24 protein-coding genes and 1 tRNA gene are annotated in these 24856 nt (G+C 44.7%); 12 read left to right on the top strand and 13 right to left on the bottom strand.

All coding sequences use genetic code 11. The features are described 5' to 3' along the window. The 4 genes from F9L33_RS06240 to mazG all read right to left on the bottom strand — a co-directional run bounded on the left by F9L33_RS06240 (position 1) and on the right by mazG (position 3972). Positions 1-1248, bottom strand: a complete 1248-nt coding sequence (locus tag F9L33_RS06240; protein ID WP_152141846.1) for a sodium:proton antiporter — start codon at positions 1246-1248, stop codon at positions 1-3. 103 nt (positions 1249-1351) lie between these two features. Continuing rightward, complete coding sequence (locus tag F9L33_RS06235) at positions 1352-2113, bottom strand: ABC transporter permease (protein WP_152141845.1); 762 nt, start codon at positions 2111-2113, stop codon at positions 1352-1354. After that, on the bottom strand, positions 2110-3036 hold the full coding sequence (locus F9L33_RS06230; protein ID WP_152141844.1) for an ABC transporter ATP-binding protein: 927 nt from the start codon (positions 3034-3036) through the stop codon (positions 2110-2112). The genes F9L33_RS06235 and F9L33_RS06230 overlap by 4 nt, the downstream gene beginning before the upstream one ends. Positions 3037-3129: 93 nt before the next feature. After that, positions 3130-3972: a nucleoside triphosphate pyrophosphohydrolase gene (mazG, locus tag F9L33_RS06225; RefSeq protein WP_152141843.1), complete on the bottom strand. Its 843-nt coding sequence runs from the start codon at positions 3970-3972 to the stop codon at positions 3130-3132. Positions 3973-4039: 67 nt separating this feature from the next. Between mazG and F9L33_RS06220 the strand changes: the two genes are divergently transcribed. The 5 genes from F9L33_RS06220 to F9L33_RS06200 all read left to right on the top strand — a co-directional run bounded on the left by F9L33_RS06220 (position 4040) and on the right by F9L33_RS06200 (position 8134). After that, complete coding sequence (locus F9L33_RS06220) at positions 4040-5200, top strand: M20 aminoacylase family protein (protein WP_152141842.1); 1161 nt, start codon at positions 4040-4042, stop codon at positions 5198-5200. Positions 5201-5464: 264 nt separating this feature from the next. Further along, positions 5465-5725, top strand: a complete 261-nt coding sequence (locus F9L33_RS06215) for a hypothetical protein (RefSeq protein ID WP_152141841.1) — start codon at positions 5465-5467, stop codon at positions 5723-5725. A 440-nt stretch (positions 5726-6165) separates the two neighbouring features. Beyond that, positions 6166-6408 (top strand): hypothetical protein, encoded by a 243-nt coding sequence (locus F9L33_RS06210; RefSeq protein WP_152141840.1) that lies wholly within the window; start codon positions 6166-6168, stop codon positions 6406-6408. Positions 6409-6534: 126 nt separating this feature from the next. Continuing rightward, a complete protein-coding gene (pnuC, locus tag F9L33_RS06205; protein ID WP_370452083.1) occupies positions 6535-7131 on the top strand; it encodes a nicotinamide riboside transporter PnuC in 597 nt (198 codons plus the stop codon). A gap of 1 nt (position 7132) precedes the next feature. Continuing rightward, positions 7133-8134, top strand: coding sequence for an AAA family ATPase (locus tag F9L33_RS06200; RefSeq protein WP_152141839.1), 1002 nt, complete (start codon positions 7133-7135; stop codon positions 8132-8134). Between the two features lie 41 nt (positions 8135-8175). On the opposite strand, the gene F9L33_RS06195 is transcribed toward F9L33_RS06200, so the two are convergent. The 4 genes from F9L33_RS06195 to fabI are packed head-to-tail and all read right to left on the bottom strand — an operon-like array spanning position 8176 to position 11269. Beyond that, complete coding sequence (locus F9L33_RS06195) at positions 8176-8616, bottom strand: hypothetical protein (protein WP_152141838.1); 441 nt, start codon at positions 8614-8616, stop codon at positions 8176-8178. A 37-nt stretch (positions 8617-8653) separates the two neighbouring features. Continuing rightward, positions 8654-9805: a PLP-dependent aspartate aminotransferase family protein gene (locus tag F9L33_RS06190; protein ID WP_152141837.1), complete on the bottom strand. Its 1152-nt coding sequence runs from the start codon at positions 9803-9805 to the stop codon at positions 8654-8656. Between the two features lie 34 nt (positions 9806-9839). Next, complete coding sequence (locus F9L33_RS06185; protein WP_226803985.1) at positions 9840-10412, bottom strand: LysE family translocator; 573 nt, start codon at positions 10410-10412, stop codon at positions 9840-9842. A gap of 38 nt (positions 10413-10450) precedes the next feature. Then, a complete protein-coding gene (fabI, locus tag F9L33_RS06180; protein WP_152141835.1) occupies positions 10451-11269 on the bottom strand; it encodes an enoyl-ACP reductase FabI in 819 nt (272 codons plus the stop codon). A 154-nt stretch (positions 11270-11423) separates the two neighbouring features. Between fabI and pdxH the strand changes: the two genes are divergently transcribed. From pdxH to F9L33_RS06155, 5 genes are all read left to right on the top strand, one after another. Further along, complete coding sequence (gene pdxH / locus F9L33_RS06175; RefSeq protein WP_152141834.1) at positions 11424-12029, top strand: pyridoxamine 5'-phosphate oxidase; 606 nt, start codon at positions 11424-11426, stop codon at positions 12027-12029. Between the two features lie 164 nt (positions 12030-12193). Further along, positions 12194-12709, top strand: coding sequence for a cold-shock protein (locus F9L33_RS06170; protein ID WP_152141833.1), 516 nt, complete (start codon positions 12194-12196; stop codon positions 12707-12709). Continuing rightward, positions 12693-13172 carry a DUF192 domain-containing protein gene (locus F9L33_RS06165; protein ID WP_226803971.1) on the top strand — a complete coding sequence of 160 codons (480 nt, stop codon included), beginning with the start codon at positions 12693-12695 and terminating at the stop codon, positions 13170-13172. The genes F9L33_RS06170 and F9L33_RS06165 overlap by 17 nt, the downstream gene beginning before the upstream one ends. 62 nt (positions 13173-13234) lie before the next feature. Then, positions 13235-13311, top strand: a tRNA-Pro gene (locus F9L33_RS06160). 533 nt (positions 13312-13844) lie between these two features. Further along, complete coding sequence (locus tag F9L33_RS06155; protein WP_152141831.1) at positions 13845-17492, top strand: vitamin B12-dependent ribonucleotide reductase; 3648 nt, start codon at positions 13845-13847, stop codon at positions 17490-17492. 102 nt (positions 17493-17594) lie between these two features. Here F9L33_RS06155 and F9L33_RS06150 read toward each other — a convergent pair whose 3' ends face one another. Next, entirely contained in the window at positions 17595-19019 is a 1425-nt protein-coding gene (locus F9L33_RS06150; protein ID WP_152141830.1) for a PLP-dependent aminotransferase family protein, read from the bottom strand. Positions 19020-19135: 116 nt separating this feature from the next. Between F9L33_RS06150 and F9L33_RS06145 the strand changes: the two genes are divergently transcribed. Continuing rightward, positions 19136-19987 carry a DMT family transporter gene (locus tag F9L33_RS06145; RefSeq protein WP_152141829.1) on the top strand — a complete coding sequence of 284 codons (852 nt, stop codon included), beginning with the start codon at positions 19136-19138 and terminating at the stop codon, positions 19985-19987. Between the two features lie 94 nt (positions 19988-20081). Next, on the top strand, positions 20082-20564 hold the full coding sequence (locus tag F9L33_RS06140; protein ID WP_152141828.1) for a nucleoside deaminase: 483 nt from the start codon (positions 20082-20084) through the stop codon (positions 20562-20564). A 2-nt stretch (positions 20565-20566) separates the two neighbouring features. Here F9L33_RS06140 and F9L33_RS06135 read toward each other — a convergent pair whose 3' ends face one another. The 4 genes from F9L33_RS06135 to F9L33_RS06120 form a co-directional block, all read right to left on the bottom strand. Beyond that, positions 20567-21025 carry a hypothetical protein gene (locus F9L33_RS06135; RefSeq protein ID WP_152141827.1) on the bottom strand — a complete coding sequence of 153 codons (459 nt, stop codon included), beginning with the start codon at positions 21023-21025 and terminating at the stop codon, positions 20567-20569. A 135-nt stretch (positions 21026-21160) separates the two neighbouring features. Next, the gene (locus tag F9L33_RS06130; RefSeq protein WP_152141826.1) at positions 21161-22141 is read right to left on the bottom strand and encodes an SDR family oxidoreductase; all 981 of its coding nucleotides are present in this window, start codon (positions 22139-22141) and stop codon (positions 21161-21163) included. A gap of 30 nt (positions 22142-22171) precedes the next feature. Then, the gene (locus F9L33_RS06125) at positions 22172-23377 is read right to left on the bottom strand and encodes an MFS transporter (protein ID WP_152141825.1); all 1206 of its coding nucleotides are present in this window, start codon (positions 23375-23377) and stop codon (positions 22172-22174) included. Between the two features lie 3 nt (positions 23378-23380). Beyond that, the gene (locus F9L33_RS06120) at positions 23381-24850 is read right to left on the bottom strand and encodes a YdiU family protein (RefSeq protein WP_152141824.1); all 1470 of its coding nucleotides are present in this window, start codon (positions 24848-24850) and stop codon (positions 23381-23383) included. Positions 24851-24856: the final 6 nt, after the last annotated feature.

Below are 24856 nucleotides of genomic sequence, written 5' to 3'. Positions count from 1 at the left end.
TCACAGCAAATCTGGTTCGCGGCCCAACCGTTTTGCTAATGAGGCAATGGTTAAGCCTTGGATTATAATCGAGAAAATCACAACGACGTAGGTTGCCGTTAGGATGATTGGTTTCCATTCGCTGTCAGGTAATGTCAGCGCAAGGGCAACAGATATACCCCCTTTAATACCACCCCATGTCATAATCGGAATGACGTCTGCTGTGAATGTGCGGAATGGTTTCAGCAATATGATTGGTGCCGTCACAGCGGCTGCACGACCAATCAGGGCAAGTCCGATGCATAGAACACCTGCAAAAAGAGCACTTGCGTCAAAGGTTACAACGAAGACTTCGATCCCTATTAGCAGGAATAAAACAGCATTTAGAATCTCATCTATGAGTTGCCAAAATCCATCCAAATATAGACGTGTTTGTTCGGACATGCCGTATTTCACACCAACATCACCGATAAACAGTCCTGCAACAACAGCCATAATCGGGCCAGACATATGAAGGGCCACTGCCAGTTGGTAACCGCCAAAGGCAAGCCCAAGAGAGAGTAAAACCTCCAAGGGGTAATCATCGATGCGTTTCATCACTTGGAATACAAGATACCCTAGAATAGCGCCTAATAGTGCCCCTCCAACGGCTTCCTGGAAAAACAATTTTGCAGCACCTGATGCACCTTCGGCATGGTGATCACCAGATGGAAAGGCGATGCCAACCAAGACAAGGAAAACCACATAGCCAACACCGTCATTAAACAGGCTTTCGCCCGCAATCTTTGTTTCTAGGGTTTTGCGCAAGTTTGCCTCGCGCAATACGCCTAAGACTGCAACTGGGTCTGTCGGTGTGATCAGCGCGCCAAATACCAACGCGATCAGGAGCGGGGCGCCTGTGATCCAACTGAAGCCGTATCCGACCACAACAGTGGAAATGCCCACTCCTAATGTGGCCATAAGCAAGACGACCCATGCTTGTTGACGCAGATCTCCTAGCTTCACATGTAATGCGCCTGCAAATAGAAGCAAACCCAACATGCCTTCCAATAGGGCCTCAGAAAACTCGATATCTAAAGCAATATTTTGGATCGCATCGGTTACTTCTAGGCTTGGAATAAGAAACTCTAATCCCATAACGCTAAGTGATGCTAATAATGCGACAATTAAGATACCAATGGCAGAAGGGAGCTTTAAAAACAGATAGTTAATAGCTCCAAATACGCCCGCAAGGACAATTAAAAGTGATGCAACTTGAAGTACGGTCATTGGTCAGCCTTAATTATGTTGATTATGCCTATCATTCTAAAGGATGTTGGGTAAAGAAATTATACAATAAAAAAATGTCTCGTTAAGACCACTTTATTATTTATTAATCTTTGATTTTAAAACCTGTTTTAAATGTCCACCAAATAACCCCAAGGCATGTAATCAGAAATAGGAAAATCATCGCCAAGCTTAGACCAAGGCTGACATCAGAAGTGCCATAAAAACTCCAACGAAACCCAGATATAAGATATACTACGGGGTTAAATAAGGTCACGGTTTGCCAAAATGGCGGTAACATGGAAATCGAATAAAAACTGCCACCCAAAAACACCAAAGGTGTGATAACCAGTAAAGGAACCAGTTGTAGTTGTTCGAAGTTCTTTGACCAAAGGCCGATGATAAAGCCAAACAGGCTGAAAGATATGCTGGTCAAGACTAAGAAAGCGATCATTGCTGGAAAGTGTTGTATGTGTAGCGGTACAAATAAAGAAGCGGTAGCTAAAATAACCAAACCGATGATGATTGATTTGGTGGCTGCAGCACCGACATATCCAATAACAATTTCTAGATAGGAAATAGGGGCTGTGTGTAATTCATATATGGATCCTAAGAATTTTGGAAAATAGATGCCGAACGAAGCATTTGAAATACTTTGAGTTAAGACTGACAACATGATCAGGCCAGGTACAATGAATGCACCGTATGAGACACCATCGACCTCTTGAATGCGTGATCCAATGGCTGACCCAAATACGATAAAATAAAGTACGGTTGAGAGCACGGGTGAAAACAGGCTTTGGGATATGGTGCGATAGAAGCGGGCCATTTCAAAGAGGTATATGGATTTCATCCCTGGAAAATTCATGATTTGTCTCCAATAAGGTCAACAAAGATATCTTCAAGTGAGCTTTGGTGAGTTTGAACATCGCGTAATATGATTTTGGCATTGCTCAGTTCTGTAAAAAGGGATGCGATTCCTGTACGTTCACCACTGGCTTCATAGCTATATGTAAGTGTTAAATCTTCAGATGAGTATTCCAAATTGAATGGCTTCAAATTTTTTGGAATAGCAATAATTGGCTCTGATAATTCAATTACCATTTGACGTTGTCCCATACGTTGCATCAGAGTTTCTTTTTGCTCGACGAGCAGTAAATCACCCTTTCTGATGATACCCACGCGATCGGCAATAGCTTCAGCTTCTTCGATGTAGTGGGTGGTAAGGATAATGGTAACGCCTTCGGCTTTGAGTTGTTCTATCACAGCCCACATATCTTTGCGTAATTCAACATCTACGCCCGCAGTAGGTTCATCGAGGAAAAGTACCGCAGGTTCATGGCAAAGGGCTTTGGCGATAAGAACACGTCTTTTCATGCCACCTGATAATTCCATGGTTTTAGCGTCTCTTTTATCCCAAAGAGATAGCCGCATCAGTATGTCTTTCATGAGCTCCGCATCTGGGCGCTTACCAAATAAACCACGGGTAAACTTCATTCCATTCATAACCGATTGAAAAGGTTCTAGTGCAATTTCCTGTGGTACTAAGCCAATCATGGAGCGGGCTTTGCGGTAGTCCTTTATGACATTGTTACCACCGACTAGTACTTGACCTGAAGTTGGGCTTACTAAGCCGCATATTATTGATATTAAGGTTGTTTTTCCTGCACCATTTGGACCTAACAAAGCGATTACCTCGCCTTGTTCTATCTCTAGGTTGATGTTTTTCAGAGCCTTAAAGCCATTGTCATATTCTTTGGAAAGATCTTGTACTGAAATTATGGAAGACATCAGATTCACTTATATTTGTGTAGAAGTTGGAATGATGCAGTTATTCCTTTTTTAAGAACGTTGGCAAGAGCGGTTATTTTGACCGTACGTGTGCTATGTATTATTGCGCTCATCTACTTTAACCGCATCCCACAAGGCATCCATTTCTTTTAGGTCAGATTGCTGCGGTGTTTTGCCCATATCCGCAAGCTTTGCTTCTACCCCTTCAAAACGACGGGTAAATTTGGCGTTGGTTTTGCGTAAGGCTTCTTCTGGATCGATTTTCAAATGGCGCGCAAGATTTGCCATGACGAACATCAGATCACCATATTCTTCGACCTGTTCATCGTGTGTCAGTGTTTCACGCGCTTCGACTAATTCTTGACTTTCCTCAATGATTTTATCCAAAACGCCTTGTGTGGAAGGCCAATCAAAGCCAACACGCGCGGCGCGCTTTTGCAGTTTCACAGCACGGGTGAGGGCTGGCAGATTCTTTGCAACGCCATCCAAAGTCTTAGACTGCGTTTCGCCTTTGGCAGCACGTTCTGCTGCTTTGATCTTTTCCCAATCCGCTGTTTGTTGATCTGCCGATTTATCGCGGTTCTCATCGCCAAATACATGTGGATGGCGATGTACCATTTTATCGGCAATTTTCTTTGTCACAGTTTCAAAAGTGAATGATCCATCTTCTGAACCCATCTGGGTATAGTAAACCACCTGCAATAACAGATCACCCAATTCGCCTTCCAATTCGGCCATGTCATCCTGTTCAATGGCGTCAGCAACCTCATAGGCCTCTTCGATCGTATAAGGTGCTATGGATTTGTAACTTTGCTCAATATCCCAAGGGCATCCCGTTTCTGGGTCTCGCAAACGCGCCATGATTTCCAACAGTCGGGGGAGACCACCATTTGAGTTAAGGCAAAGGGCTTGGCTATCATCGCGGTTTTTTGTCATTGTTGGGCTTTTCTAATGGAAATTTCTCTGCCTATTATGAACTTGAATCTTTAGGAGTAAACCCGCCATGCCCGTGATCAACCGCATTGCTGATTATTATGACGATATGACCGCATGGCGCCAACATTTGCATGAAAATCCAGAGTTGGAATATGATTGCGTGGAAACAGCAGCCTTTGTTACAGCCCGATTGGAAGAATTCGGTGTTGATGAGATTTCCCAAGGTTGGGCAAAGACGGGTGTTATTGCGGTCATAAACGGTAAGTCTGAAGGCGATACCATTGGTTTGCGTGCAGATATGGATGCATTGCCGATGCCAGAGGAAACAGGATTGCCTTATGCCTCTAAAATAGAGGGCAAGATGCATGCTTGTGGGCATGATGGTCATACTACGATGCTGCTGGGGGCAGCGCGATATCTGGCGGAAACGCGCAATTTTTCAGGCCGTGTTGTTTTGATTTTCCAACCAGCCGAAGAGGGTGGCGCAGGTGCTGGTATGATGGTCGAAGAAGGCTTGATGGATAAATACGGCATTTCCCAAGTTTACGGCATACATAATATGCCGAACCAAGAGGTGGGTACGATTGAAACGCGCGCAGGACCTTTGATGGCAGCTGCAGATGTGTTTGAGATTGAGATCACAGGTAAAGATGGCCATGCTGCACAGCCACATTTGACAATTGACCCGATTATTGTTGGCACAGCAATGGTGCAAAATTTGCAAACCATTGTCAGCCGTACAGTTGACCCAGTGGATAGTGTGGTGCTGTCGGTTACGCGGTTTAATGCAGGGACCGCAGACAATGTGATTTCGGATCGTGCAAAAATTGTGGGAACTTTGCGCACGTTTAAAAAGGATGTCCGGGCAAAGGCAATGGAGCGGTTAAAAACAATTATGGAGCATGTTGCTGCAATGTACGGTGCAACCGCCAGGCTAGATTACCAACATGGATATCCTGCAACTGTTAATGATGCAGCCAAAGCTGCTTTTGCAACCAAGGCTGCGGCAGAGGTTGTGGGTGATGATCATGCGAGTATGGATGCGGTTCCAATGATGGCTGCTGAGGATTTTTCCTATTTCTTGCAAGAAGCTCCCGGTGCGTATCTGTTTATTGGTAATGGTCCGAGCGCTGGACTGCATCAAACGACGTATAATTTTAATGATGAGATCAGCCCGATTGGTGCGTCTTTCTTTGTGCGCGTGGTGGAAACGGCTCAACCTGTCTAACATCGTTGTGATTATCATTTCATTATCAATTATTTTCCAGGCAGGGCGATGATGAGTTCACGCTGAATGTGTGTAAATGTAACAAACTGTAAGTGAAAATATTAAATAATATTAATAAGTTATAATGTTCACACTTAAAATTATGGTTTTTACTTAACCAGACTTCACGTCCCTCAACAGAAACTTCAACAAACGTGGTTGGAGCTTTATGATTGGATCGTGTTTTCTGTGGGTAATCAGAAATTCTCTATAAGGATACAGACCATGACACAGAAAAACATCTTCGTAAAATCAATCGTAATCGGCGCAACTGCAATTAGTCTTGCGGCTTCTTTATCAGCACCAGTGCAAGCTAAAGGTGGACGTGACCATGTTGACTTGAAAACAACACAAAGCGTTGTATCAAAAGACAAAACTGCGAAGGCTTCATTTTTTGGAAAGCGTAATGCAGTTAATAAAGCTACACGCGGTAAAGTTTCTAATAGTATCTCCAGAACTACATCTGGTGTAAAAAAGTATAAATAACTTTTTACTGAGCATTATTTTTGCCCCGTCAGCATCTTGTCTGGCGGGGTTATCTATTTGTTTACCTATGTATTGTTAAAACGGTGGCGCCACCTAAGTGTGGTATATTGCCGAACAAGGGTTTGATGGACCCTTGCACTGATATCTTAACTGTTAAGTGTTAGTAGGCTTCATTTGACGCTGTTACCCGCCCTTCGGCCCCCGTGAACCACTTTTGTCGACGCTGTAGTTATACGGGGGCGAAGGTTAATTTGAAGTATGGGGTGCGCACGGTGGTTTTTTACATTGGTTCCTTTAAAGGCAGTCAAACCTTAAATCCAGAAATTGGTCTTGAGCGAAGAACTTGAAATTGGATGATTGAAACCCATACCACATGATTGCTATGGTTCGTGCATGAATATACAAAAATTCTTGAAAATCATATCGTTTGGGCGTGAGAAATGGCAATATACATTGGTTTAAAGTGTATTGAAAAAGCAGAACCGTTACTTACATACCGCTTCTTCAAAGCTGATGGAACGGAATATGGTGTCTTAGTGGTCGATACTTCAACAGCTGAGATTTGCCTTCTAAGTGCTGTTGACGAGAGAGCATCGGTTTTTGCTTTTCCACGCGCATGCCGGGCAATCCAATTGCGCCTTAAAGATGGGCTATTGCCAGATGAGTTATGTTACGCTGCATAATGCTGTAACATGATATTTAGCAGGTGACTGATTGGAGGGTTGAAGGCGTATTAATGGTTGTCGTTTTCATCCGTGGTGTATTATGAATTAGTTTAATTATAAATTGGTTTGGGCCATTATACGACGATGATAGATTTTTTAATACAAATGGTTGGTTCGCGGCCAATTGAGATAACGGCTGTAATTTGTGGACTTATTAATGTCAGCTTAATTATTCGACGGTCGATATGGAACTATCCATTCGGGTTCGTAATGGTTGTTCTATATGCCAAGATATTTTACGACTATCAACTTTATAGCGATGCGCTGCTTCAGGTGTATTACTTTTTCATCCAGTTTTATGGGCTTTGGTTTTGGCTTAAGGGGCGTGAAGATGATGGTAAAATCATTGTAGAGTTTTTACCCAAAACCCAATATTTATCTTATCTAATGACTGCAGTCGTTGGCTGGTTAATACTAAGTACATTAATGGCTAATTTAACGGATGCATCATATCCTTATTGGGACGGCTCAATCGCTGTCTTGAGTGTGCTTGCTCAATTCTTATTATCACGCAGGAATATCGAAAGCTGGTATCTATGGATTATCGTAGATGTGCTTGCCATCGGCTTGTTTGTTGTAAAAGACTTAACGCCAACTGCAGCATTGTACGGTGTTTTCTTAGTTCTTGCTATAATCGGTCTATTTCAGTGGAAAGCTAAAGCTAAACTAGCTGCGTCATAAGATGTCTGTAAAAAGAGGGTTCTTACTTGGTAAATTTATGCCTGTTCATAATGGGCATTTATTCATGTGTGATGTTGCTAATGCAATGGTTGATGAATTGACGGTCTTGGTATGTACAAGAGATTGCGAACCTATAGACGGACAACTGAGATTTGATTGGATTACTAAGTGTGCGCCGCCAGATATTAAGCTCATTCATTTACACAAAGATATACCGCAAGAACCATCTGAGCATGTTAATTTTTGGAATATTTGGAAGGCTACAATAAAAGAGGCTCATCCTGAAACTATTGATGTGGTTTTTGGCTCAGAGGAATATGTCATTCATTTAGCCAATGAATTGGGTGCTGAACCATTTGTCGTAGATATCGACAGAAAAAACATCCCAATATCTGCAACGCAAATCAGAAGCGCCCCGTATGAAAATTGGAAATATATACCAGAGCCTGTTCGGTCCTATTATCAAAGAAATATTTGCCTACTTGGTCCTGAAAGTGCAGGGAAAACGACATTAACTAAGCTTTTAGCCGATACCTATATGACTGAATTCATCCGCGAATATGGTCGAGATTACGATGCTGAATTTAAGCAAGGGACAGATTGGACCGACGTAGATTTCACGGCCATCGTTAATGGTCAAATTGCATTGCGCGATGCAACTGTAAAGCATTCTAATTATGTTTTGTTCGAAGATACAGATATCTTGCAGACAATTGTGTGGGCTGAATATTTACTGGGGTATATTCCCCATACTTTGAAAGATATTTTAGAAAGTGCAATTTTTGCAGATTTCTATCTACTACTTAATCCAGATGTTGCTTGGATTGATGATGGTACTCGATATGCCGAAGACCAAGATACAAGGTTATGGTTTTTCGACAGATTAAAAACCTTATTAAAAGAGTTCGACTTAAACTATGTGATAATTGATGGGAAAGATTGGGGCAAAAGGGTGACGTTAGCACATGCTGCGGTGGGTAAATGGTTAACATCCAATACATGAAAGACCACCAATGTTACTGTAGCCTATAATAGATATTGGCTTTACTTCCACAGATGCCCCCCAGTTTTATAATCATATCTGTCATGGGGATGGGCGTAATAGGTTGGGATATAGGGGATCTGTTCTGCGCTTCCTTTATTAAGGGCATTAAAAGCGGGTTCTAAGCTAAAATAATCGAAGAATACGAATAATTTTTCTGAGTAGGGATGTGCACATTCAATAATGTGTTCGCCAAATTTCTCATGAGTTTTGTGAAAAATACAATATTCCTCATTATGCCACATGAGATAAGTTTTATCGTCAATCATCTTTGGGTCGGGAAGAATGTTTTGCCAACTTCCAAGCCTATATTTATGATACAATAAAGAAACCCAATGCAGATGCATATCGCAGGCATGACCATCAGAAACCGTTGCGAGTATAGAAGTGGTTACGTGTGGGAATGTATACTCTTTCCAGTCTTCCTCGGAAACAATTCGCATTTAATCTCCTCTGAATTAGCTTCTAATGTTTGCACACTTATCCACAAGCGCGTGTAATAGCTTGTTCCAAATCTGCAATCAGGTCGTCGGCATCCTCAATTCCTACTGACAAGCGTAACAAGTTTTCCGCTACACCGTAATCAGGCCCTTCGATAGTGAAACGGTGTTCGATTAAGCTTTCAACACCGCCCAATGAAGTGGCTGGTAAGAACAGCTCTGTGTTTCGTGCCACATTACGTGCCGCTTGTTCACTTCCTTTGACTAGGATCGACATCATGCCGCCAAAGCCACCTGTCATTTGTTTTTGTGCAATGGCGTGACCTGGGTCATTTGGCAAACCTGGGTATTGAACGCGTTCTACAAGCGGGTGATCATTGAAGTGCTTGGCAATCTTTATCGCATTTTCACACGCTTTATTCCAGCGCACGTAAAGTGTTCGCATGCCGCGCATAACCAACCATGCTTCAAAACCAGGTAGGGCGGTACCCTGGAGTTTACGGACAACGCCAATATCTTCCCAACGATCATCTATTAGGTTGGTTGATAAAGCGCCTGCCAATACATCGGAGTGGCCGTTTAGATATTTTGTTGCAGAGTGAAAGGCGTAATCAGCGCCAAGGTTTAATGGCTTAGTTGTGCAAGGTGGCGCAGTGGTGCTGTCGACCAATACTAGTGCACCTTTGGCTTTGGCAATTTTTGAAACGGCGGCTATATCTGTAACAGCCCATGTCGGATTGGTTGGTGTTTCCACCCAAATCAGTGCTGTATCATCGCGCATCGCGGATTCGAGACTATCCAAATCAGCTGGTACATAAGTGTCTAAACTTAAATAACCTTTATCGGCTTGGCGCTGCATCCAGACAAGAACACCGAAGTACATGTTTTCAGGGACGACGATATGTGCGCCTGCTGGAAGGCTTTCCAATACGGCGGCCGCGGCGGATAGGCCCGAGTTGAAGAATAACGCATCTTCGGCCTCTTCCAGTTTTGCCAAAACATTTTCGGCTTGGCCACATGTTGGTGTGCCATAGCGGGCGTAAATTAAGTCTTCGCGCCGCTCATAGTTTTCATCACGGGCATATGTTGTTGCCATTTGGATGGGGGGAATAACGGACCCTGTTTTTTCGTCAATCTGACCTGCTGCCTGTGCGGCGATGGTTTCTGGAGACAATCTAGAGTTTTTTTTCATGGTTTATGTTGCTTCCATATGGCTGAATATGCATTTAAGTCGCTGCGATTTTGACACCTAGTACGGCAAGTAAGCCACCGAACACGCGGTCAATAAGTCCTTTGAGACTGATGTAAACTGTACGTGTGACATTAAGCGAAAAGATACGTGCAACCATAGTATTCCATATGGTTTCATTCAAAAACACGACTGTGAGAAGTGCAACGTAAACGCCTATTCCCGTACTTTCTGGAACGGTACCTACGAAAATTGCAGCAAACAGAATAGCAGGTTTTGGGTTTGTAAGCTGTGTGAGTAAACCCAGTAAAAAGCCACTTCGCAATGATCTTGGTACTTTGTTTTTGCTCTCTAGTGGTAGCGGTTCATCTGCGGTTTTCCAAAGCTTGTAGGCCATATAAATCAAGAAAATGCCGCCTGCAACTTTGAATAAAGTTAATAAGACAGGTGCATATTCAAACAATAATGCAAGGCCAAATAGGGCTGCGGCTGCCCAAAAAACGGCTCCCATGCCTATTCCGAAAGCAACGGAGAACCCTGTTTTTAAGCCTTCGGTGACACCAATGCGCGCAGCCATTAAAACTGCCGGTCCTGGGCTGATAGCTGCCATTAAATGGAGTATAGCAACGGCTAAAAAGGCACTTGTTGTCATTTGCGACCAGTGGCAACGTCTATGTCTGGGGCGTCTTCGGCTTTCATACCAACGATGTGATAGCCCGAATCAACATGCAGGTTTTCACCCGTTACGCCAGATGCCAAATCAGACAGAAGGTATAGAGCAGATTTACCAACATCTTCGGTTGTCACATTGCGGCGCAGTGGCGAATTCAATTCGTTCCACTTTAGAATATAGCGGAAATCTCCGATACCAGAGGCTGCCAATGTTTTGATTGGGCCTGCAGATAGAGCGTTTACACGAATGTTCTTTGGACCAAGATCCATTGCCATGTATTTTACAGATGCCTCTAAGCCCGCTTTTGCAACGCCCATCACGTTATAATGCGGCATAACCATTTCGGCGCCGTAATATGTTAGCGTCAGCAAAGAACCACCATCGGGCATCATTTTTTCGGCGCGCTGTGCTACTGCTGTGAATGAAAAAACAGAGATATCCATCGTCATACGGAAGTTTGCAGCACTTGTGTCTACATAACGGCCGCGCAGTTCGTTTTTGTCAGAGAAACCGATGGCGTGAACAACAAAGTCTAATTTACCCCATTTGGCTTCGAGCTCTGCGAAGAGTGCATCAATGGATTCGTCGTTGGTTACATCGCATTCTAGAACGATGTCACAATCAATGCTTTCAGCTAGAGGCTTAACCCGTTTGCCTAATGCCTCGCCTTGGTATGAAAACGCAAGTTCTGCACCTTGTTCAGAACAAGCACGTGCAATGCCCCATGCTATAGACTTGTCATTTGCGACACCCATAATAAGCCCGCGCTTACCAGCCATAATTCCTTGCGACATATAAGTCCCCATCTTGGTAATTAAAATCTTTCCTTAGGATAACGAGATGCTATCTGTAACACTAGGGCAAATTGTGATGTTTGAGTAACGTTTGTATTGTAGTTTGCTTTATGCACCAAATAACGTATACATAAAATAGCAAGGAAACACGAAAATGTCAGAAAACGCAGAATTATTTGCGGGGGATAATCCATTTTTGCTTGCCCGAAAATGGTTGGCTGAGGCACAAAAGACTGAGATTAATGATCCGAACGCAATGGCGCTTTCGACAGTCGATCATGACGGTATGCCAAATGTGCGTATGGTTTTACTGAAAGACATCGAGGACGACGCTTTTGTCTTTTATACCAACTATGGAAGCCAGAAAGCACAAGAGATTGATGGTGCTGGTAAAGCAGCGATTGTTTTGCATTGGAAATCGTTGCGTCGTCAAATTCGTGTGCGTGGCACTGTTGTACGTGAAGATGGTGATGTAGCCGATGAATATTTCAATTCGCGCCCACTTAAGAGCCGTATTGGGGCTTATGCCAGCAAGCAGTCGCAAGTATTGGAGCATAAAGCTGATTTGGTAAAAAGGGTTGCTGAATATGGACTTAAATTAGGAATTTCTCCACCACGTCCAGATTTTTGGGGGGGGTATAGAATACAGCCAACCGAGTTTGAATTTTGGTCTGATGGTGCATTTAGACTTCATGATCGGTTTCAATGGAGACGTGACGTCAACGTAAAAACTTGGACTAAAGTTAGGCTCAACCCATGATTGTTGTTGCATGCTTTTTTAAACTAAATTACACTTATAAAGAGTGACATTCAGCACTAAATTTTTGAAAACACGCGATAATTATGCGTTTATGTAACATTTCTTTTGAATTTTGTTGCCTTTTTTTTAGCAATTTATAAGAGTAAGGCAAGACGGGGAACAAAATGCAGAAGAAAACGGGTACAGTTAAGTGGTTTGATACCGCAAAAGGATTTGGGTTTGTCATCGATGATGACGGTGGTCCAGACATCTTGCTACATGCAAATGTCTTACGGAACTACGGCCATAGTTCAGTAGCGGAAGGCACTAAAATTGAAATTAATGTGGTGTCATCTGATCGGGGTCAGCAGGCAGCAGAAATTGTGCATCTTGCACAGCCTGATAGTGTGCCAGAAAATGCACTGCGTGGTTTAGAAGAAGCGGGTATTGATCTATCAACTTTATCGGAACATTCTGAGCTGACACCTGCGCGTGTAAAGTGGTTTGATAAAGTTAAAGGATTTGGTTTCTTAAATGTCTTTGGAAGCACAGAGGATATCTTTGTTCATGCAGAAGTGTTGCGGGCTTATGGCATATCAGAACTTCAACAAAGTGAAGCGGTTTCTGTGCGAACAGCCTCTGGCCCGCGTGGCATATTGGCTGTTGAAATCAGGTCCTGGGATTTTGCTTCGGAAAAGTAAATATATAGTTTCTGTCGCTTTCATTTTAGCCCTGCCTACGCAGGGCTTTGCTAATTGCGCGGTTGATAGAGTTCTTGTCCAGTCGGGGAAAAATTCTGCATCCTTTGCAATTGAAGTCGCTGATACAGAAGCTGAGCGCAACAAAGGGCTGATGTTTCGTGAAACTATGCCCAAGTTTTCCGGCATGCTGTTTGTTTATGAGGCTCCACAGACCGCCAGTTTCTGGATGCGCAATACTTTGATTCCTTTAGATATGCTTTTTATTAATGAAGTAGGTGTCGTTACAAAAGTGCATAGTAATGCGGTACCATTAGATGAAACGCCGATCTTTGGCGGGAATGATGTCTTTGCCGTTTTGGAGTTGAATGGTGGTTTAGCCCAAAATTTGGGCCTTAAAGAAGGGGCACTGTTACAGCATCCAGCATTTGACCCAGCAATTGCCGCTTTGCCGTGTAAAAAATAGTATAGTTCTTCACTTTAGGGGTTTTCATTTTGCTCAGAGCAATTTAAACCCCGCCAAATAGTCGGGGCGTGGCGCAGTCTGGTAGCGCACTTGTTTTGGGTACAAGGGGTCGTTGGTTCGAATCCAGCCGTCCCGACCATTTTCTAAAATCCTAGAAATATAAACCCAGTGCAGTTTTCTGCACTGGGGTTTATTTTATCTATACCCTAACAAAAGTATCAATTCATCTAAGTTTACCAAGTTAAGTTCATTATAGTGACGTGAGGTCAGGTCATTTTTTTCGTTGATGTAATTTTTACAGATTCGTATGCAAATCTTGGATTCATCCAATTTAACATCTGATCCTAAAATGACAGATATACCAATAATTTTATAGTGTTTTTAAGGCATTGTATGGCTTCGTTATATTGGCAAAAGATATGACCTGAACGTCACTCATGCGGTCTCATTTTTTGAACGCGCTTTTTCAAATTTTAGGTCAATAACAAAATATGACCATTTCGTGAATATTTTCGTTGACCCGTTGTGCCTCTTGGTACAGGTTGTGTGCAGTCGCTTCGATGGGTACTACATATGGTGTCATGAGGCAGGGGTGACATTATAAAATTAAAATAAACCTATGTGCGTCGATTCAGGCAATGCGATAGGTTTTCCAAAGTGACAGGGGACAAAATGAAGATCGACCGCCGATTTACTGACTCAAAAAAAGATGCATACGCAAGCATCGAGTTCCATAAGACAACTTCCGAAATTCGCAATCCAGACGGTTCTATCGTTTTCTCATTAGAGAACGTAGAAGTTCCAACAGGTTGGTCACAAGTGGCCGCAGATGTGATTGCACAGAAATATTTCCGCAAAGCGGGTGTTTCATCTGATCTTAAACGTGTGAAAGAAAAAGGCGTTCCAGAGTTTCTTTGGCGGTCTGAGCCAGCAGATGGTAAGCAGGTAAAGAATTCCGACACGTACAGCGGTGAGACATCATCAAAGCAAGTGTTCGACCGTCTTGCAGGTGCTTGGGCATACTGGGGCTGGAAAGGTGGCATGTTTGACACCGAAGCTGACGCAAAGACATATTATGATGAAATGCGTTTCATGCTGGCCAGCCAAATGGCAGCGCCAAACAGCCCACAGTGGTTCAACACTGGTCTTCATTGGGCATACGGTATTGATGGCCCATCACAAGGCCACCACTATGTTGATTACAAATCAGGTAAACTGACACAATCAAGCAGCTCATACGAGCATCCACAGCCACACGCATGTTTCATCCAATCCGTGGATGATGACCTTGTGAACGAAGGCGGTATTATGGATCTTTGGGTGCGTGAAGCGCGCTTGTTCAAATATGGTTCTGGTACAGGTACAAACTTCTCATCATTGCGCAGCTCAGAAGAGTCGTTAGGTGGTGGTGGTAAATCATCTGGTTTGATGTCTTTCCTTAAAATCGGTGACCGTGCAGCGGGTGCGATTAAATCTGGTGGTACGACACGTCGTGCAGCGAAGATGGTGATCTGTGATATGGATCACCCAGATGTAGAAGAGTTCATCACTTGGAAAGTGAAAGAAGAGCAAAAAGTGGCCTCATTGGTTGCTGGTTCTAAACTTCACGAGCAAAAATTGAACGAGATTTTCAGCGCTATTCGCAACTGGGATGGCACCGAGCTGGATGCATTTGATCCGAAGAAAAATGCGGGTCTGAAAACAGCTGTTAAGTCAGCTAAAAAATCAATGATCCCAGAAACTTATGTAAACCGCGTTCTACAGTACGCAAAGCAAGGTTACAGCAGCATTGAGTTCCCAACATATGACACAGATTGGGATTCAGAAGCATACGTCACAGTGGCTGGCCAAAACTCGAACAACTCTGTTCGTGTCACTGACTCTTTCTTGAAAGCTGTTAAGAATGATGGCGACTGGGAATTGATCCGCCGTACAGACGGTAAAGTTTCTAAAACTGTTAAAGCCCGCGACCTGTGGGAAGAGGTTGGTCACGCTGCTTGGGCTTGTGCTGATCCGGGTGTTCAATACCACGATACAATCAACGCATGGCACACATGTCCAGAAGATGGTGATATCCGCGGATCAAATCCATGTTCTGAGTATATGTTCCTAGACGATACAGCTTGTAACTTGGCATCGATGAACTTGTTGAAGTTCTACAAAGATGCCAAGTTCCAAGCCGATGATTATATCCACGCGACACAGTTGTGGACGATGACATTGGAAATCTCAGTATTGATGGCGCAATTCCCATCTAAAGAGATTGCTCAACGTTCATATGAATTCCGCACATTGGGTCTGGGTTATGCCAACATCGGTGGTTTGCTGATGAATATGGGGTACTCATACGATTCAGCTGAAGGTCGCGCACTTTGTGGTGCATTGACGGCGATTATGACTGGTACATCTTATGCGACATCTGCGAAGATGGCGAAAGAATTGGGGCCATTCCCAGGGTATCAGAAAAATGCGAACCATATGTTGCGTGTGATGCGCAACCACCGCAATGCGGCTTATGCTGAAACTGAAGGCTATGAAGGTCTGGAAGTGAAGCCTGTTCCTTTGGATCATGCAAGCTGTCCTGATCAGGACTTGATCAAGCTATCAACAGCAGCTTGGGATGAAGCGGTGAAGTTGGGTGAAGCCCATGGGTACCGTAACGCACAAGTATCAGTGATTGCGCCAACAGGCACAATCGGTCTGGTGATGGATTGTGATACAACAGGTATCGAGCCAGACTTTGCATTGGTTAAGTTTAAGAAACTAGCAGGTGGTGGTTACTTTAAAATTATCAACCAATCCGTTCCTGCTGCATTAATAATGTTGGGGTATTCTCCATCTCAAGGTGAAGAAATTATTTCCTATGCTGTTGGTCACGGAACAATGGGCAATGCACCTGATATTAACCATACAACGTTGACTGGTCATGGCTTTGGCAAAGACGAGTTGGATAAAATCGAAGCAGCGCTTCCGACAGCATTCGACATTCGTTTCGTTTTCAACCAATGGACATTGGGTGAAGACTTCTGCAAAGGCACATTGGGTATTCCAGAAGCACAGTTGAATGACCCAGCGTTTGATTTACTGTCACACCTTGGATTCAGCAAGAAACAAGTGGAAGCAGCAAATAACCACGTTTGTGGTACAATGTCCCTTGAAGGTGCCCCGCACTTGAAAGAAGAGCATTACGGTGTATTTGACTGTGCAAATCCTTGTGGTCGCATCGGTACACGTTACCTGTCTGTTGAAAGCCACATTACTATGATGGCTGCGGCACAATCATTTATCTCTGGTGCGATCTCTAAAACGATCAACATGCCAAATGATGCAACGATCGAAGATTGTCAGGAAGCATATGAATTGTCTTGGTCATTGGGTGTGAAAGCGAATGCTTTGTACCGCGATGGATCAAAACTGTCACAACCATTGGCATCAGCACTGGTAGACGATGATGATGAGGATCTGGATGAAGTATTGGCCGAAGCACCAGCAGGTGAGCGCGCGACTATCCTAGCCGAGAAGATCGTTGAGAAGGTGATCGTTAAGGAAGTGAACCGCCGTTCACGTGAAAAACTTCCAGAGCGTCGCAAAGGTTATACTCAGAAAGCTGTTGTGGGTGGCCATAAAGTTTACCTGCGTACAGGTGAGTATGAAGACGGCTCCATCGGTGAAATCTTTATCGATATGCACAAAGAAGGTGCTGGCTTCCGCGCTATGATGAACAACTTCGCTATCGCGGTGTCTGTTGGCCTGCAATATGGTGTGCCGCTAGAAGAGTTCGTGGATGCGTTTACATTCACACGCTTCGATCCTGCGGGCATGGTTCAAGGTAATGACAGCATTAAGAATGCAACATCTGTTCTGGATTACATCTTCCGCGAATTGGCCGTGTCTTACCTAGATCGTTCTGATCTGGCGCACGTAAAACCAACAGGCGAAACATTCGACGAATTGGGTCGCGGTGTTGAAGAAGGTCAAAGCAATATTCAGCCAGCATCTGATGATGCGGTAGCGATGCTAAAACAGGTTGTTTCTCCAGGGTATCACCGTAACCGCATGCCGCAAGAATTGGTGGTACTGCAAGGTGGTTCTGGAAATCTTTTCGGGGGGGGAGGCCAGCAGGTTGCTGGTTCAACCGAAGCGGTGACAGCGGCTGCGGCCCAAGTGGCAGCCCCTGTCACCAAAATGGATGATCGCACCAAAGCCAAAATGCAAGGCTATGAAGGCGACGCTTGTGGCGATTGCGGTAACTACACATTGGTTCGCAACGGCACATGTATGAAATGCAACACATGCGGGGCAACCAGCGGGTGTAGCTAAGAGTTAGGGGCGCGCGGACTATCTGCCGTCCCGACGATTTCAGGCCGCAGGCAAAAAACTAGAGCGGTTATATAAGAGCCTGAATCATAGACTGGGGGGATTTTATCCCCCCTCTTTTTTTGACCATAAATTTTCGAGTTCTAAGGCTAATGTCGCATATAAATTAGGCTGTAATGATTGCGCTACATTGAAGCGCATAAATTGGCTTGCTGTTCCTGAAACACTGAACACGTTTCCTGGAGCAAGCACGATATTTTGCGGGAGAGCGGATTGTGCCAATTGCGCAGAATCAATACCGTCTGGAAGGCGGCACCATAGGTACATCCCACCTTTTGGGGTTATCCAAGGTGTTATGCCGAGTGATTCAAGTTTGGATTGAACGTCTATCCGAGCTTTTGCAAGGCGTTCACGCAAATCTTGTATATGTCGGCGGTAAGAGCCGTTTTTCAGGACATGCCATATCAGTTCTGCGTTGAATACATTTCCACCGAAACTTGTGGCGATTTTTAGATCGACTAGACCATCAATCCAATCTGGGCGCGCGGCAATGTAACCGCAGCGTACAGATGCAGAAATAGTCTTGGAAAAACTGCCAATATATATGACGCGTTCAAGTCCGTCGAAGGATGCCAATCGGGGAGCGGGGGTTGTTTCAAAGTCGCCAAAAATATCATCTTCTATAATTGTTAAGTTGAATTGTTCTGCAAGTATTAGAAGCTTATGGGCTGTAATTGGTGAGATTGATGCCCCTGTGGGATTATGAAACCCAGAGTTTGTAATATAAAGACGGGGTTTATGATCTTTGAGGATAGCTTTGAATTGTTCAACATCTGGGCCCGCTGGCGTGTAAGGCACTGCTACTATTTTCGCGCGATGAACCCTTAGCAAAGCATTGAAGTTAAAGTAACATGGGTCGTCTACTAAGACTGTGTCGCCGGGCTCTAAAAAGAAACGGCATAAAAGGTCTATAGCTTGTGTGCCAGAGTCTGTGAGAATGATTTGGTCGGGGGAAACGTCGATATTCTGAGCGTCAATACGACGAGATAAATGGTGGCGTAGCGGGGCGAAACCTAATGGTGTGCCGTATTCTGTTAAGGAGTTAGATCCTTTGCGTGCTAAAGACCGCATTGCAGCGCCGATACTGTCTTCGGGCATCCATGAAGTGGGCAACCAGCCGCATCCTGGTTTTAAGAAGGTTTCGTTTGTTTCCAAAGATTGTCTGGAAACCCAAAAGGGATCGACCGCGCGATCTAATTTCGGCCCCATGTCAGTTAAAGAAAGCGGAGGAATATGACCTGTTACATAGAATCCAGAACCGCGTTGAGAGCTTATTATACCTTCTGCAGCTAAACGTTCATAAGCTTCTACAACTGTGGATTTTGAAACTTTCATAGTTGTTGCAAAGTTTCTAATTGAAGGAAGCTTTGATCCCGGCCCAAGCTTGCGAGTTGCTAAACGGTCTTTGATTTCTGTCATTACATATTCAGTGCGCGAGATGTTTTCAGGTGGCTTGAACGATGATGGCATTTGAACTGTACCTATTTTACAAGCAGTACAGTTTTTGTATATTGTACTGATTTGTCACTGTACCTAAAATGCATTTCAAAGCAATAAGAAACCCAGAATAGAAGGGTAATGTTGTTATGAACGGATGGATGAATGGGTTTTTAGGTGTGTTGATTTTTAGCGCATCTTTGCCAGCAACACGTGTCGCCGTACAATCATTTGATCCATTTTTTCTGACAACAGCTAGAGCGAGTGTTGCCGCTGTCCTAGCTATGATGCTTCTTATGCTCTTTCGCCAAAAACGTCCTGAGCGTGGTGATCTTTTCTCTCTTATTCTAGTCTCTTTAGGTGTCGTTGTTGGCTTCCCACTTTTAACAGCGCTTGCTTTGCAGCATGTCACATCAGCACATTCGATTGTTTATATCGGTTTGTTGCCTTTGGCCACTACGGCCTTTGCGGTATTGCGGGCGGGAGAACGCCCAAGTGCCATGTTTTGGTTGTTTTCAATACTGGGTAGCTCATTGGTCTTTATTTTTGCTTTAACACAAGGTTTTAACGTGACCTTGGTTGGCGATCTTTTAATGCTTGGTGCCATTGTTGCATGTGGGTTTGGCTATGCCGAGGGGGCAAAGCTATCCCGCAGATTGGGGGGATGGCAGGTAATATCTTGGGCTCTTGTTCTTTCGTTCCCAATAATGGTTTTTTTGGCTTACATAACAAGCCCCGTAACATTTGCAGGTATAGAGCTATCTGGATGGGTTGGATTGATCTATGTTTCGTTATTTAGTATGTTGATTGGCTTTGTGTTCTGGTATCGTGGTCTTTCGCAAGGGGGGATTGCTGCTGTTGGGCAATTGCAACTTTTGCAACCTTTCTTTGGATTGATGATTGCAGCTGGATTGCTTGGTGAACAAATACAATGGTCTATGATTATGGTGACTGTCGCTGTGGGTATGTGTGTGTTTGCGACAAAGAAACTTGCTAAATAAGTTTTATGGGATCCCCTATAAGCTCTAATATTTTGATAGACATTAAGCATATTATGTTTCAGCCTTAATTCACATTTGAACGTTAGGAAAGTGAATGCATCGCAATACAGACATCAAACATTTAGAACGTTCAATTTCATTGGCTGATGAGGCTGTGAAAGAGGGTAATCACCCGTTTGGGGCTGTTTTAGTATCTGAGGCTGGTGATGTTTTGCTGGAAGGCAAAAATAATTTCTCATTCGATCGCGGTCCTGGACATGCCGAAACCAATTTGGCACGTGCGGCTGCGCGGAAGTTTGATGTTGAGACTTTGAATAAAGCCACGCTTTATACATCTGTTGAACCTTGCTCGATGTGTGCAGGAACAATTTATTGGGCAGAAATTGGTGCTGTCGTTTTTGGTATGACAGAGCATCGTTTGGGGGAATTGACAGGAGAAGATCCTGAAAACCAGACGCAAGATTTGGAATGTCGTGTGATTTTCAACTCTGGACGCCGCCCTGTTGAGGTGCGCGGCCCGTTTCCAGAGTTAGAGGAAAAGATTGCTGCACAGCATCAAGCGTATTGGAAAACTTAGTTTTAAATCCAGTCGCCGAGAATTTCGCCCATATTTTGCATGATCCCAATGAGTAAGATGACACCTATAACCATTAAGATTGTCCAAGTGGCAATCTGAAATAGGATTGCGCCGATACCAAGTGCTAAAGCTCCAGTGATTGGGCGGCGCGTTTCGTGGCGGATAAATCCAATGATACCAAGTATGACAGCGCTACCCGCAAGAAGTGTGCCAACCAGTTTTAAAGTGTCATCAATATTCCAAGGTGCTGTTTGGGGTTCGGGTTGAGGAGCGCCCGTCAAAGCACGTGTTGCTGCTTGACGAATTTCACCTGCAAGCTCCCCGATGCTGACTGCAACATTTTGTTGCGGGGCAAAGGGGCCCACCCAAAAATGGGTCATAACGAGCAGCAATGCACAGGCACCTAAGGCAACGCCAATGAGACTTGCAGTCGGACGTGTTTGTTCTATCGCTTGTGACATAACCCAATGCTCCGTAAGTTTTATGCTTTTTTACATAGGAGTATGGCCAGAGTGTGACTTTATCTAAGTCACTGAAACAATGCCCATTTTAAAGGGTGAACGGGCATTGTGATGCTTAATCGTATCATGTTTTTATTACTTTGTTGCGTTTGCAGCGTCTTTCATAGCGTCTTCACCTTTTTTCCAAAGGTTGCCCTGCCATAATTCTTCTAGGCCTGTTTCACCACTTGCGCCTTTGGTGGTTAAGTAATCGTAGTATGAGGTTGGTTTATGGCCTGTCAGATTGTAAAAATCTGGACTGCAGCGTGTGTAGAAACCATTCGTCAGGTATTCAAAGAACTCTGCACGCGTAGCGCCAAAGTCGTTTTCAAAATCGACCATGGATTGGGCGCGGTATTCGATTTCCTTGCCCATTGCGCGGCCCAGATCAGCGGCGATTTCTGCCATGGATTGTGGCTGCGGGCCTGTGATGTCATAGAATTTGTTGCTGTGTTTTTCAGGGCCTTCTGAAAGAGCCACATCAGCGGCTTCGGCGATATCACGTGTGGCAACGAATGAGTTGCGCATGTCACCCAATGGGTTGCTGAACCAACCTTCGGTATCAATGCTTTCGCTGTCTGTTTTTAAAAGATGGTTCATAAAGAAGTTATTGCGCAGGACTGTGACATTCAAACCTTCGTCTAAAAGTGCTTTTTCACCCCACCAATAGTGTTGCAACATCAATGGGATAGCAGCCCCCGCGCGGGATGCATGTGTATCTGCATCATAAGATGCTGTATTTGTATCTGCGCCCATACAGCTGACACGTACGACATGTTTGATATCTGCTTTGCGGTTTCCAAGTTCTTTGCAGAATGCCAAGTGACCCTCTAACATTGGATCAAGGGAAGCGGAATAAATTGCTGATACGCCATCCAGAGCTGGGCCCCATGTGTTTGGGTCGGATAGGTCGAATTTTACGACTTCATGTGCGCCTAGAGTCTTTAATTGTTCCGCTTTGCTTTCGCTGAAATAGCAGGCGCGGACGTTGAATTGGCCTTTTTGTGCCAAGCGTGCAACCAGCTCTTTACCGATGCGGCCTGTTGCGGATGTGATAAGGACGGTTTGTTTGGACATGATGAAATGTTTCCTGTGTTATCTCGTAAGTTACAACTTTTGGGACTGTGATACCTGAAACCGCAGGGCGATAAGCGCGATAAAACACACAAATGATAATAAAAACGTCGCCATTGGCAGTTGGAGTAGTTCTGTTATGGCTCCGACAGCAAGTGATCCTATGGCTGTTGCCCCCATTGTAGTGACTGTCCAGATGGACATGACACGGCCACGAAACCCGTCTGGGAGGTCGGATTGCATGGCGGACTGCATGGCGACGCCCAAGTAAGTGCTGCAAAATCCAAGAATTGCTGCGGTGAACAGGGTCAGAGGCCAGTTTTCAGAATTACCGAATATAAAGACGGTTGTGATGCCAATTGCAGCTATGATTAAAGGGCTGCCTTTAAGAGTGTGATCTGTTTGAACAGGGCCGAGTGCTTTGACGATTGCGGATAGTAATGCACCAGCACCGACAGCTGAACCCAGTTGACCAAGACCTGTTGCGCCACTGTTAAAAATGCCATCTGCCACGACAGGAAGGATTTCGGTCGTACTGCGGATAGATGCAGACATTAATGCGGTCATGGCTAGAACTAATTTTAGCTCGATGCGTTGCGAAATATATTTCAGCCCGTTAGTGAAAGCTGTTGAAAACGCTTCTTTTTTTGTAATTTTTTCGCGGTCGCGTGGTCGTAAGAATGGAACAACGATTAAGCTGGGTAGATAGAATAATATTGTGATGGCCAAAGCCGCTGTAATCCCAAAAAGATCGATGATAATACCGCCAATTGCGGGGCTGATCATACGGGCGGTGTTGAAATTTAAAGCGGCTAGGGCGACGACTGATCCTACGTGTTCGCGCCCAACCAAACGGGGGCCTAAAGACATGCGAACGGGGTGATGACCAGCAGTGACGATGCCTATAGCAAGTGTACAGATAGAGAGTAATGTGGGGGTTAAGATATCCGCGATTTGGATCGCTAAAAGTGTGCAAACGCAAAGGATGATTGATGCGTTGGTACAAAAAGCAGCAAGTTTGATACTGGCGCGGTCAACCATGACCCCAAAGAAAGGACCTATGAAGAGCGATGGAAGCAGGGATAAGGCTGCGATCCATCCTACGAAGCTGGCAGAATTTGTTAATTCCCACGCGAGCCACCCGATGAGGATACGTAATATCCACAATCCGTTCACGGCTGACATGGAGCCCATGAAATACAGGCGAAAACTTGGGGACTTCAGGGCAATTAAATTCAAGACTTAGGTTCCACAGAAGGTTTGTTGTACAATTTCTGTGGCTTCTGGCGCTGCTTCATAGGTTTCAGCGCCGTCTTGTTGGGTGAAAGGGTTTTGTAAAATGTCGTGCAAGGCATTCATCGGCTCGTAATTGCCTTGTAACCCTGCCTGAATGGCTTCTTCGACACGGTGGTTGCGCGCGATATAGATCGGGTTCGCCGTATCCATTGCCGTTTGGCTGTCATTGGCGGAGATGCCTGATTTTGCTTTTAATGTATCCCATTGGCCAAGCCATATGCCTGCTGCTTCTGGTGTTTCGAACAGATTGATGAGTTTTTCTTGGTAGGTCGGATCTGTTGAGCGGCGCAAATGAGCGAAGAAGAGGGTGAAATCGATCTTATTCGATGTCATTGTTTCGAACGTTGTCTCTAAAAACGGTGCCGATTGGCTGTCCAGTTCAGGCAAACCAAGCTTTTGAGCAAAGGCGGCATAGAAGTTTTCGTTAAAAGTGTCGCTGAAGGTATCCAAAGCCGTACTGATTTCTGCCGTGGTTGTATCGTCGTCTTTTCCCCAGATTGGCATCAAGGCTTCACCAAGACGCGATAGGTTCCAATGGGCTAGGTGGGGCTGTTTGCCCCATGCGTAGCGACCTTGTTCGTCAATAGAACTGAAAACCTTCATAGGGTGGAACGTATCCATGTAAGCACAGGGGCCGTAATCGATGGTTTCGCCTGCAATTTGACAGTTATCTGTGTTCATGACGCCGTGGATGAAACCATATTTCATCCAAAGTGCGATCAGTTTGGCTTGGCGCGTGACGATACTGTTGTACATCGCCTGAATTGGGTTTTCAGTACCGTGTGCCTTTGGATAGTGACGGTCAATTACGTAATCAGCCAGGGTTTTCAGTGATGCTTTGTCGTTTTGGGCGTAGAAGTATTGGAATGTTCCTACGCGAATATGAGATTGAGCAACGCGCGTTAGGATTGCACCTGGTAAGCGGGTTTCACGGATAACATCTTCGCCTGTGGTGACTGCAGCTAGGGCGCGGGTTGTAGGTACGCCCAAAGCCGCCATTGCTTCGGAGACTATGTATTCGCGGATAACTGGGCCTACGGCAGCTTTGCCGTCACCGCCACGCGAATAAGGGGTGCGTCCCGATCCCTTAAGTTGGATGTCGTAGCGGATATTGTCAGTGCCGATGACTTCACCCAATAACAATGCGCGACCATCACCCAAGCGCGGGGACCAGCCGCCGAATTGGTGACCAGCGTAGACCATGGCCAATGGATATGATCCATCAGTTACTGCGCGTCCTGATAGCATGTCTAGGCCTGCGTTCGAGTTTAAAAAGCTTACATCTATGCCCAGTTTTTTTGCCAGCGCATCATTGGTTTTGATCCATGATGGGGCGGGCGCTGGGTCTGCTTTTTGCTTGGTATAAAAAACCTCTGGCAAGGATGCGTAGCTGTTGTTGAAGTTTACGGCACTCATGGCGAT

The sequence above is a fragment of the Amylibacter sp. SFDW26 genome, from assembly GCF_009184395.1.
GTDB lineage: Bacteria > Pseudomonadota > Alphaproteobacteria > Rhodobacterales > Rhodobacteraceae > Amylibacter.
This window is presented reverse-complemented; position numbering and strand designations above follow the sequence as displayed.